Raw genomic sequence first — 11,102 nt, forward strand, 5'->3', positions numbered from 1 at the left:
TACTAAAATGGTCTTATTATCATCATGATAGCAATGATGATAAACAACACCGTTGGTACTTCATTGTATGCTCTAAAGAATTTTCCACTTCTTTGACATTTATCATTTTGAAGTTGTTTTAAATAATAATAATTTTGCACATGATAAATGATCAAAAGCAATGCACAGGTTAATTTAGCATGCATAAAACCTGAACCAACCATCAAAGCTTTATTAGCATGAAGCATTAAACTACCCGTGATCAAAGTCACCACCATCGCAGGAGTTTGAATGTAAAAATACAATTTTCTTTCTTGAATTTTTACTACATCTACAAAGCCTTTATTGTCTTTATGTTCGACATGATAGACAAAAAGTCTTGGCAAATAAAACAAACCCGCCATCCACGAAACAAAAGCTAAATAATGCACCATTTTAATCCACAAATACCAGTCAGTTAAAAAATCTAACATGATTGTTTTTCTCCTTTTTTATTAAAGATTTCTTTGATTAAAATTAAGACCACGCTAATATTTATCATCACATCAGCAAAGTTAAATACAGCAAATTCAAACCACTTATGCCAAAACACAAAATCCACCACACCTATATGCACAAAGCGATCAAGTAAATTTGAGCATCCAGCAGAAAGCATGATCGCAAAAGCGATTAAATGGGTTTTTAAAAATTCTTTTTGGTAAAGCAAATACACCGATAAAGCTAGTATAAAAACAAGTTGTATGTATTTTAAATACTCTCCTAAAAAGGCAAACATCGAAAAAGCCACACCTGTATTGTAGGTTAAAACCAAGTCAAAAAATTCGCCCTTATATTCAAGTCCTTGTAAAAATACATACTTGCTTGCTTGATCTAGTATAAAAACCAAAGCAAAAACAAAACAAAATTTTAAAGACAAATTTTTATGCATTCAATGCTTTCATAAAAAAGCCTTCTACGACTTTCATTTCTTTTTCTAAAAGCTTAATGTCTTTTGCCTCTAGCAATAAGCGTATCAAATTTTCTGTACCTGAATATCTAAACAAACTAGAAATTCCTTTTTTTTCTAAATCTTTTTTCAACTCTTCCAAGCCTGCAAGTTTACTTAAGTCTTTTTTCTCTGAAATTTTTAGATTATGTAAAAGTTGAGGGTAAGGCTTGACTTGATTTAAAATTTCACTTGCACTTTTTGCCTCACTAAGCATTAAAGCGCTAAATTGCAACGCCGCTACTAAACCATCTCCGGTCTTAGCATAATCACTAAAAATGATATGCCCACTTTGCTCCCCACCAAAATTTCCACCACATTCTTTGAGCTTTTCAAGCACATATTTATCGCCCACATTGCAAGTTTCATGCGTGATTTTATGTTTAGCTAAAAACTCTTTTAAAGCACCATTACTCATGATCGTGCTTACTACGCTTGATTTTAATCTGCCTTGTTTTTTCAAAAACAAAGCTAAAACACCTAAAAGACTGTCTCCATGAGCCACTTCACCTTTTTCATCTACAACGACCAAACGATCAGCATCTCCATCAAAAGCAAAGCCCACATCTGCTCTAAATTTCTTTACTTCTAAAGCTAAATTTAAAGGGTGTAACGCACCGCAATTTTCATTGATATTTAAACCATTTGGCTTATCATTGATCACAATCACATCTGCGCCAAGCTCTTTAAAAACCGTAGGTGCAACCTTATAAGAAGCCCCATGAGCTACATCTAGTACAACACGCAAAGACTTTAAAGTCAACTCTTTAGGAAAAGAATTTTTTATAGAAACAATATATCTTCCTATCACATCATCAATTCTTTTTGCTTGACCAATTTGTGATTTTGTTGTTCTTGCTTCTTCAATGAGTTTGTCATTAAAATAAATTTCTTCTATTTTTGCTTCTGCTTGTTCATCAAGTTTATTTCCATGTGCATCAAAAAATTTAATACCATTATCATAGTAAGGATTATGCGAAGCTGATATCATGATCCCCGCATCACAACGCATATCTTCAGTTAAAAACGCAATGGCAGGTGTTGGCATAGGACCTATTTCTATCACATTATAACCTATCGAAGTAAGTCCTGAAACGATAGCATTTTCTATCATATAGCCACTTCTTCTTGTGTCTTTTCCAACTAAGATATTGTTTGTAATAGCCTTATCTTTAAAGTAAATTCCAGCAGCCATAGCTAAACGCATCGCCAAAAACGAATCCAAAAATTCACCCGCTTTACCGCGTACTCCATCTGTTCCAAAAAGTTTCATTTGTTAACCTTTGATTTTAAGTAGTGCAATTATAGAAAAAAAAGTTAAGCAATGCATAAATGCAAAAATTTTATAAACATTAGTTAGCAATAAAAATATATAATTTTTTAAAATTTCACATAAGGAAAATAAATGAAGAAAATTATCGCAGGTGTTGTGGTAGTGGTTTTGCTACTCGTAGCGTTTTTCGCAACAACTTTTTATATCAACTCTATCAATGAAAAAATCTTTGCTCAAATGAGTCAAAACACTGATTATTACAATGTTGAAGATGCAAATTATACCAAAGGCTTTTTAAATTCTAAAGGTAGCTTCCTAGCCCAGCTTAATGACTTGCCTTATACTTTTAAAGTAAACGTAGATTTCTCAAACAACTTCTTTGCAAGCAACAATGCTGTTATTTCTGTCTTAAATGAAAATGAAGATTTAAAAAATATCTTCCCAAATGAAGAAATTTTTAAAATTCTAGTTAGCGCAAAAGGCGATGATATAGCGATAAATGCAAAAATTAACGATATTAACTTTACGCATGATAATGCACAATTAATCATCAACAACACTGCTTTTAAAATCACAGCAACAACTGAATCTGTAAAGCATATGCAACTTGATTTGGGTTATATTTTAGTAAAACAGCTTTCACAGGATGAAAAACTAGAAATTCAAAATATGCAAATTTCTGAATTTCCTTTAGCTAAATTAAGCTTTAGTGATATCTTCACTCCTAGCAGAAATAGCGAACAAAACATAAGCATTGATAAGATCAGCTTTAAAAGCCATAGCATTTTTGATCTTGATAAGTTAAAAGTTTTTGCAAGAACCGCACCTAATGCACAAAGTGATTATGATAGTGTTTTAAAACTTGATCTTGCTAAATTTAACCTAGAAGATGAGGAAAACCTAGCCTTAAATAACATCAAACTAGAACTAAATCTCAACAATCTTTCAAAAAAAGCTTATGATAGTTTATTGCAAAATTCAAATATGGATATTTTCTCTATGATGGTTTTAACAAGTCAATTTTTAAAAGCAAATCCTGAAATCATCTTAAACAACCTTAGTTTTGATAAAGATGGTAAAAAATTTGATGCGAATGGACAAGCCATTTTCACAGAAAACAACATCAAATCACAATTTCATGCAAATACTGAAATTCTTCCAAGCCAAATTTGGTCTATTTTTGGAGACTTTGATAATTATTTTGTAGATAAAAATGGCACTTATATGCTTGATTTTATCTATGATGATACTAACAAAAGCGATGTTACTACCATTATCAATGGTGAAAGACTTACCATAAATCCACAATGACAAATTTAAGTTTAACTTTTCGTCCTAAAACTTTAGATGAGGTTTTAGGACAAGAAAATTTAGTAGAAATTTTTAAAAAATTCATACAAGTTTCAAAGCTTCCTCATAGTGTATTTTTTGGCCCAGCAGGTTGTGGAAAGACTTCTTTTGCAAGAGCGATAGCGTATGAATACAAACTCGACTTTTATGAGTTTGATGGAGGGAATTTTAAACTTGAAGAGCTTAGAAAAATACTAACTAAATATGAAAATTCTTTATATAAACCTTTGATCTTTATCGATGAGGTGCATAGGCTTTCAAAAACCCAACAAGAAATGCTTTTGATCCCTTTGGAAAATCAAAAATGCCTTTTCATAGGTGCAAGCACTGAAAACCCCTACTTTACTTTAACTTCAGGTATAAGAAGCAGAAGTATGCTTTTTGAATTTAAAGGTTTAGAGTATAAAGACTTAGAAAAACTTGCCACAAAGGTACAAGAAAAATTCCAATGCAAAATCGATGATGATGCCAAAGACTTTTTGATCACTTCTAGTGCAAATGATGCAAGAAGTTTTTTAAATTTATGTGAGTTTGCTTTGGCTTTAGATAGCACTCATATCACACTTGAAACTTTGAAAAAATTAAGAGCAAATGTTTTAAGCGATGGCACTTCAAGCAAAGACACACACTATAGACTAGCTAGTTCTATGATAAAAAGCTTAAGAGGAAGTGATGTAGATGCGAGTTTGTATTATCTTGCGAGGTTGATCGATGGGGGCGAAAGTGCGGATTTTATCGCTAGAAGATTAGTGATATTTGCAAGTGAAGATATCTCAAATGCAAACCCACAAGCACTTAACCTAGCCACAAGCACACTCATAGCAGTAAAAAACATAGGCTATCCTGAAGCTAGGATCATCTTGGCACAATGTGTGGTGTTTTTAGCAAGTTCGCCTAAGTCAAACTCAAGCTATCTTGCTATAAATGAAGCACTAAATTATGTACAAAACAACCCTGCATTAAAAATACTCCCTTATCTTGATAATAACAACCCACAAAGAAAAAACTACCTTTACCCGCATGATTTTGGGGGTTGGGTTAAGCAAAGATATCTAGAAAAAGATTTGAAATTTTATCATAGCAAAGGCATAGGTTTTGAAGCACAGCTAGACTTATGGCTAAATGATATGAAAAGAGTTAAAAAGTGATTTTAAGCACAATGTAAAAATATTTTTATATAATTTTCATTTTTAAGGTTCCGTAGCTCAGTTGGTAGAGCACCACCTTGACATGGTGGTGGTCGTTGGTTCAAGTCCAATCGGAGCCACCATTTTTTATTTCTTTCGATTTTAAAAGCATTCATATAAAAATATTCCATAAATATTTCTATAAAACACAAGAAAAAGGTGGAAAGAAAAAAATTTAAGATATTATAATTAATCTTAATTTGATAGTTCTTTAAATAAAACTATTTGCTCATACTCAAGAACTATCACATGCTAATAAAAATCAAAATAACCTACCCTACTTTTTACCTTTCATATATTCAACAAACATTTCTTCATTTATATTTTCTTTAACCACTCCATTTTCACATTTCCATATTTTCCAATTATTATCAATTTTCACGGGAAGGTAAAAAATATACCCTGTTTTTTCACTTGCATAAATATAAGCTTCTTTTAGTTTTTCAATTTTTTCTTTATATGAAGTCTCATCTATATTTGAAGAACTACTTTTATTTACACTTTTTACTTCAAAAATATGAATTTTATTTTGCTTATCTTTAAAGATAAAGTCGGGATAACTTGTGTGTTTTCTTGTGTGATAATAATCAAATTTAATATTTGATTTATCTATGAAATTCTTACCAAATAAAGAAACTTCTACATTATTAATTTTTATTTTTTTGCAACATATATCTTTTAAATTAGCAAGGATTGTAAACCACTCCTCTTCAGCTTCACTATCAAATTGAAATCTACTTCCTTTACTTTCCCATATCCAATCAGTAAATATAACTGAACTTCCATTGCTATCAAAAAAACTATAAATATCATCTCTTAATTGAACTTCAACTACATCTCCATATTTTTCATAATCTTCAACAACAGAACTTACCTTATTGCTGATATTATCTAAATTAGCATTAAACACAAACCATTTATTAAAATCTGTAACAAAATCTCTTTGCTTTTCTTTTACTTTATCACTACAAGATTGAAATTTTTTATAAGCTTTAAAAATAGACTCATTATAGTATTCTATATCATTGTTAATACAATCTGATATATCTATATCATCTAAAGCAACCTCTCTAAGAACAGTGATTTTAAATGGAGCAAATTCTTTAATTATTTCGTTTTCAAATAAACCTTTATTAATTTCACCCTTTAATTTCACTTTTGTGCGTTTATTTTGATCTTCTTTAGGTTTTATACCATAAACATAAGCTGTGCTAAAAATTTCTTGAGTATTTTTATCTAATTTTTCAAAATATGTTAAACAAGGATTACGCCTTATACGCCCAATAACTTGCTCATCAAGTTGTTTAGATTGTGAATTTCTAACTTGATAAAGCATACAAGCTCTAGGCATATCAAAGCCTTCTGTTATAACCATTTTAAAGATTACAACATCAATAGGAAAATCATTTTGTTTAACATAGTTTTGCCACAGGCTTTTATTTTTTACTTTTTCTAATCTACTATTACTTTCATAGCCATTTTCTTTTTCTACAAAACATACCCATTTTAAATCTTTTTCTTTCAAAACTTTTTTGATGATTTCCATTTCATATTCTGCATTATTTTGATTAGAAATTTGTATTATAAAAGCAGGAACTATCCCTTCTTTATTATAAACTGCTTTAATGCTTTTAAATTTATCTAAAGCTTTGCTTAATCCACTTTCTAAATCTTCTTCATCTTCTATATATTCTACTTTTTTAATCAAATTTGCATTAACAGCGTCATTTTCTGATATACAAACATCAAATTGATCGTTTTTGGGAGTAGCTGAAAAATTAATAACTTGAGTAAAATAATTTGATAACTCATTTAGCAGATTTGTAGCTATATGGCTTTCATCTCTTATTAAAATTATTTTTTTACCTAGATTTTTGCAAGTTTCTAAAAATACTAATAAGCTTTTTTCTTTACTAATTCTACTTGCTTTAGTATATTGTGAAGTAGGCAAAACAAACACATTATGATTTATATCAATATATAGACTATATTCTGTATTTTTTGTATTTTCTGCACCACTGCTAATGTAAAAAGGGTTTAATTTTGTAAAAGTATTTAAAGATAAATTTGCAAAACTTTCAAAATTTTGTCCTGCTAATTTTCCTTTAGAAAGAGTAGAAACTATAAAGATAAAATCATCATCGATTTCTAGCATTTTATTCATCAAGCTTGCCATCATATATGTTTTACCACTTCCAGTGGGTGCTTTTAAGGTGATATTTTCTTTCCCTTGTATAGCTAAATTAAACAAGGAATTTACAGCTTCATTTTGTAGTTCTATAATTTCTTGTTTCATCATTCACCTTCTATTTTTCTGCAAGTTAGCTCAAATTCTTTGCATATCCATTCTATTTTATCATGGATATTTTCAAAATCTTTTCCATAAAGTTTTTCATCTATTTTTTCAAAAACTGAATGATCGCTTGAAGCAATACTTTCAATTTCACTAACTTCTAAGCTATCTCCATAAGGAGTATTTTTTTCTAACCATTTAAAATCTTTACTTTCATCATAACATTCTCCGCTCATGATTCTTTTTAAACGCTTTGAAGTAACATCTAGGGCAATTCCATTTGGATTTAAATCTGTTATTTCATTATTAGTAACTAAAATAAATTGTCTATTACCACCATCTTGTTTGTTTAATTCCAAAACAGCATGTCCTGTAGTTCCACTACCTGCAAAGAAGTCTAGAATGATAGATTCGTTATCATTAATAATTTTACAAAGATATTGAATTAAACTAAGTGGTTTGTTGTAGTTAAAAATTTTATTTTGAAAAATTTCTTTCAGTTCACTAGTAGCTGTTTCATTTGTACCAACATTATCTTTTTTAGAAATTTCTTTCGATATTTCATATAATATTTTATTAGAAATATAATTTGTTGGAGTTACACTTCTACTTCCATCTCTACAATATCTAATTGCAAATTTGTCACCTTTCACAATCAATTTTGTACCATCTTTAACTTCTTTATCTAAAAATTCTTGCGTCCACCTAAAATTACCTTGTAATCTAAAATTATTAACTATTTTTCCATTTTGCACTAAAACATCATCCAATAATTCTATTTTATCTCGTTTTCCTTTAAGATATACACCATCTTTTAAATTAGTATCAACATAATTAGCTAAAAAATTTAATTCTATTACAGAATTACTCTCATTATACAATGGAGCATCTCCTCCAGAAATATATTTAGCAATCATCTTATCATTATTAATATTTTTCTGATAGCAAAGGACATATTCATGTGTTTTTCGCGTTTTGCAAGATAAACTTGGAGGTGTTTCTGTTTTGTTCCAAATAAAAGTTTCTACAAAATTTCCCTCACCAAAAACTTCATCAAACAAACATTTAACATAAGCTTGATTTCTATCATCAATACTACAAAAAATAACACCATCATCTTTTAAAAGTTGTCTTGCTAGTATTAATCTTGGATAAAGCATAGAAAGCAAATTATCTCTTGTGATTGCATTGTTGTAATTAGTTTGCGCAAATTCACCTAAATCATCTTTTCCATAAGGTGGATCTATATAAATTACTTTAATTTTGTTTTTATAGTTAATTAAAAGATTTAAAAGAGCAGGATAATTATCGCCTATTATAAGTTTATGAGTAATTCCACCTTGATCAAAACTAAGATTTTCATTCTTTTTTAAATATCTTATTGTTTGTCCTTCATTTTTCTCCAAACGCACATCAAAATGAAAACCTGTTCTTTTATAAGTCATACCTAAAGCTGATATTTTCAAAACTTCTGTTTTATTTTCTGCATTATCGATAAGTTTTATTAGAAAATCTGCATTTTCTTTTTCTAATATACCATTACTTGCACGATCTAAAATTTTTATTTTTTCTTCTTCTTTTAATTCTTGTAAGCTTTGCAATTCATTTCTTTCCATTTTACGCCTTTCTTAAATTATTATCTAATAAATTACTATTCATTTGTTGAGTAAAATCATGATATTTATTTTGTAAAATTATAATAAAAATACATAAGATAATTATTTAAAATATTTTTAGATATACATAAAAATTACAAATCATAAATTAAAAAATAATCTCAAAAAATCATTTTTTTCTATGAGCTTCGCAGGGAATATTTGTTATTACCAAAAATTTTCACTTAGTTTTTATATTTGCAAGACAAAATATTTAATGCTTGTAATTAAAAATCAAAAAGAAATACTATAATTTCTAATTAGCTAAAATATAATAAAAATTTTAAGAATGTCAGATCTAGTGACTTTAGTACTAGCACAAATTCAAAAAATAAACACAATGTTTAACATGATCTATGAAAATGCAAAATGATATCTAGGTAGTTTTACTAAACTACCTATTTTTACATATATTTTAATAAATTCGTAAATTCTTGAATTTCTTTTTCTTGATCTAAGATGATTTTTTTAGCGATTTCTCTTATAGTTTCATCTTTAGAGTAAAATAAAATTTGTTTTGAAGCATCTACCGCACCTTGATGGTGTGCTATCATCGCTTCTAGAAAGTCTTTATTGATGTTTTTACTTTCTTTAACTGAACTCATTAAAATCATCATTTTTTGCATGAGTTCTTTTTCTTCTTGGACAAATTTTTTATAAGTTTCCTCATCGATTTGAGTTTTTGTGTAAAGATTTTCATTTAAAATTTCTTGAAATTCTTGAATTTCTTTTTCTTGAACTTTGATGATATTTTGAGCGATTTTTTTCATCTCTTCGCTTTTAGTATGCTCTAACAAAAGCTTTGATGAGTCAATCGCACCTTGATGGTGTGGGATCATATTAGCTAAAAAATCTCTTTCTATATCATTGCTTTGCACTAAAGGGTTTTTCATCATCGCTTCGTGCATACTCATCATGATTTGTGCTGATACACTTTCAGAAGATCCATGGTGAGCATGATGAGAATTAGAAGCAAGCAAAGAACTCGCTAAAACCAAACTTGAAACCATAATTTTAAATTTCATTTTTTTCCTTAACTTTATATTTTAAAAACAAAAATATATAAAAATATCCCAAACTAAAATTAACCAAAAAATTCAATTTTTTTTTGTTATAATTTATATAAAAATATCACAAGGATGGAAAATGCTTAAAGAACTACTTGAAATAAAAAAAGAAATGGAACCTATAATTCATGATTGTTCAGTAAAAATTCAAGTAGCCGCAAGAGAAGTGATCGTAAGAAAAAGAGAATATGAAATTTATGGTCCTATGATCGATAGAGTATACCTTGATAATGCAATTTATATTAAAATTTTTGGTAGTGGGCGTGATACTAAAAGCACTAAAGTAGATATCAAAAATGGACTTTATATGGTGTATGTAGCTCCTGATAAACCAACCAACCAAGAAATCATGAATAAACTAAAAATTGCATTCGAAAGCATTGATAACAAATTCATTTCAAGAATTTTAGAACTAAACCGAAGAATGAAAGAAGTGATCAATAAAACCCAAGCTACTCTAGCAAAAGCATCTAATATGAATGTTTTAATAGAAACAAACATCGGCGAAGCAAGTGCGGCACATAAATTTGTAATAACTATAAAATACCTCAAAGACAATCAAAAATTAGAACTAAAAAATTCAAAATCAGCTGGTAGCTTTAGAGATACTAAAAATCACATCAACCTAGTAGTAGAAAAAAGCACTGATTCAGCTGTATGTGAAAAACTACTCCATGATGTAGAAGTTTATTTCATAGGTAGCGGAAAATAAAATCACTTTTTCACTCTCAAATTTGCTAAATGTGTCAAAGCCACTGCGATAGCATCTGTGATATCAAGTGGCTTGATATCTTTTGAAATTCCAAGTAATCTTTTTACCATAAAAGCTACTTGCTCCTTAGTAGCTTTTGCTTTACCTGTTACCGTTTTTTTAACTTGTAAAGGCGTATACTGTGCAAATTCTCCATGAGTTTGTAGAATTTTTAAACTCAAAGCTCCACGAAATTGAGCTAATTTTAGCACTGTTTTTGGATTATAAGCAAAAAATATATCTTCGATCGCTATCTCATCAAATTGATGATTTTTAAAGATCAGATCAAGTCCTTCACATAATTCTGTAATTTGATACTGTAAATCATTAGGCTTGATTTTAATAAGCCCTGCTTCTATGAGTTGATTTTTATTATTAATCCTTTCTACGATAGCGTATCCACAATACCTAGAACCAGGATCTATCCCTAACACCTTCAAACTTTTTCACCTTTTTATTCACATGCATGTGAAATTTAAATTTTTATGTGAATAATTTTAACCATTTTTTATAAAAAATAAGCTAGAATTTTAAGTTTTACACCATAATTTTAAGAAAAATA

10 protein-coding genes and 1 tRNA gene are annotated in these 11,102 nt (G+C 28.9%); 4 read left to right on the plus strand and 7 right to left on the minus strand.

Annotated elements, in window-relative coordinates; all coding sequences use genetic code 11:
• Positions 1 to 2: 2 nt before the first annotated feature.
• Genes hemJ through glmM form a run of 3 tightly spaced genes read right to left on the minus strand, consistent with a single transcriptional unit; the run spans position 3 to position 2,237 of the window.
• On the minus strand, positions 3 to 452 hold the full coding sequence (hemJ, locus tag CSUB8523_RS09410; RefSeq protein WP_039664719.1) for a protoporphyrinogen oxidase HemJ: 450 nt from the start codon (positions 450 to 452) through the stop codon (positions 3 to 5).
• Entirely contained in the window at positions 446 to 907 is a 462-nt protein-coding gene (lspA, locus tag CSUB8523_RS09415; protein WP_043020313.1) for a signal peptidase II, read from the minus strand. The genes hemJ and lspA overlap by 7 nt, the downstream gene beginning before the upstream one ends.
• Positions 900 to 2,237, minus strand: coding sequence for a phosphoglucosamine mutase (glmM, locus tag CSUB8523_RS09420; RefSeq protein WP_043020314.1), 1,338 nt, complete (start codon positions 2,235 to 2,237; stop codon positions 900 to 902). Before glmM ends, lspA begins: the two co-directional genes overlap by 8 nt.
• Positions 2,238 to 2,369: 132 nt before the next feature.
• Between glmM and CSUB8523_RS09425 the strand changes: the two genes are divergently transcribed.
• From CSUB8523_RS09425 to CSUB8523_RS09435, 3 genes are all read left to right on the plus strand, one after another.
• The gene (locus tag CSUB8523_RS09425; protein WP_043020315.1) at positions 2,370 to 3,548 is read left to right on the plus strand and encodes a DUF945 family protein; all 1,179 of its coding nucleotides are present in this window, start codon (positions 2,370 to 2,372) and stop codon (positions 3,546 to 3,548) included.
• Complete coding sequence (locus CSUB8523_RS09430) at positions 3,545 to 4,735, plus strand: replication-associated recombination protein A (RefSeq protein WP_043020316.1); 1,191 nt, start codon at positions 3,545 to 3,547, stop codon at positions 4,733 to 4,735. The genes CSUB8523_RS09425 and CSUB8523_RS09430 overlap by 4 nt, the downstream gene beginning before the upstream one ends.
• A 46-nt stretch (positions 4,736 to 4,781) precedes the next feature.
• Positions 4,782 to 4,857: transfer RNA gene (locus CSUB8523_RS09435), tRNA-Val, on the plus strand.
• 194 nt (positions 4,858 to 5,051) lie between these two features.
• Here CSUB8523_RS09435 and CSUB8523_RS09440 read toward each other — a convergent pair.
• From CSUB8523_RS09440 to CSUB8523_RS09450, 3 genes are all read right to left on the minus strand, one after another.
• Entirely contained in the window at positions 5,052 to 7,070 is a 2,019-nt protein-coding gene (locus CSUB8523_RS09440) for a DEAD/DEAH box helicase (RefSeq protein ID WP_043020317.1), read from the minus strand.
• Positions 7,070 to 8,683, minus strand: coding sequence for a site-specific DNA-methyltransferase (locus CSUB8523_RS09445; protein ID WP_069107234.1), 1,614 nt, complete (start codon positions 8,681 to 8,683; stop codon positions 7,070 to 7,072). The genes CSUB8523_RS09440 and CSUB8523_RS09445 overlap by 1 nt, the downstream gene beginning before the upstream one ends.
• A 443-nt stretch (positions 8,684 to 9,126) precedes the next feature.
• Positions 9,127 to 9,747, minus strand: a complete 621-nt coding sequence (locus tag CSUB8523_RS09450; RefSeq protein WP_043020318.1) for a DUF305 domain-containing protein — start codon at positions 9,745 to 9,747, stop codon at positions 9,127 to 9,129.
• Between the two features lie 121 nt (positions 9,748 to 9,868).
• Between CSUB8523_RS09450 and CSUB8523_RS09455 the strand changes: the two genes are divergently transcribed.
• Positions 9,869 to 10,501, plus strand: a complete 633-nt coding sequence (locus tag CSUB8523_RS09455; protein WP_039664729.1) for a hypothetical protein — start codon at positions 9,869 to 9,871, stop codon at positions 10,499 to 10,501.
• 2 nt (positions 10,502 to 10,503) lie between these two features.
• Here CSUB8523_RS09455 and ruvC read toward each other — a convergent pair whose 3' ends face one another.
• Entirely contained in the window at positions 10,504 to 10,980 is a 477-nt protein-coding gene (gene ruvC / locus CSUB8523_RS09460; RefSeq protein ID WP_039664730.1) for a crossover junction endodeoxyribonuclease RuvC, read from the minus strand.
• Between the last annotated feature and the right edge of the window lie 122 nt (positions 10,981 to 11,102).

The organism is Campylobacter subantarcticus LMG 24377, assembly GCF_000816305.1.
Lineage (GTDB): Bacteria > Campylobacterota > Campylobacteria > Campylobacterales > Campylobacteraceae > Campylobacter_D > Campylobacter_D subantarcticus.

Excerpts from the sequence above, each read along its gene's own strand:
- hemJ (WP_039664719.1), bottom strand. The coding sequence starts at position 452 with ATGTTAGATTTTTTAACTGACTGGTATTTGTGGATTAAAATGGTGCAT.
- lspA (WP_043020313.1), bottom strand. The coding sequence starts at position 907 with ATGCATAAAAATTTGTCTTTAAAATTTTGTTTTGTTTTTGCTTTGGTT.
- glmM (WP_043020314.1), bottom strand. The coding sequence starts at position 2,237 with ATGAAACTTTTTGGAACAGATGGAGTACGCGGTAAAGCGGGTGAATTT.
- CSUB8523_RS09425 (WP_043020315.1), top strand. The coding sequence starts at position 2,370 with ATGAAGAAAATTATCGCAGGTGTTGTGGTAGTGGTTTTGCTACTCGTA.
- CSUB8523_RS09430 (WP_043020316.1), top strand. The coding sequence starts at position 3,545 with ATGACAAATTTAAGTTTAACTTTTCGTCCTAAAACTTTAGATGAGGTT.
- CSUB8523_RS09440 (WP_043020317.1), bottom strand. The coding sequence starts at position 7,070 with ATGAAACAAGAAATTATAGAACTACAAAATGAAGCTGTAAATTCCTTG.
- CSUB8523_RS09445 (WP_069107234.1), bottom strand. The coding sequence starts at position 8,683 with ATGGAAAGAAATGAATTGCAAAGCTTACAAGAATTAAAAGAAGAAGAA.
- CSUB8523_RS09450 (WP_043020318.1), bottom strand. The coding sequence starts at position 9,747 with ATGAAATTTAAAATTATGGTTTCAAGTTTGGTTTTAGCGAGTTCTTTG.
- CSUB8523_RS09455 (WP_039664729.1), top strand. The coding sequence starts at position 9,869 with ATGCTTAAAGAACTACTTGAAATAAAAAAAGAAATGGAACCTATAATT.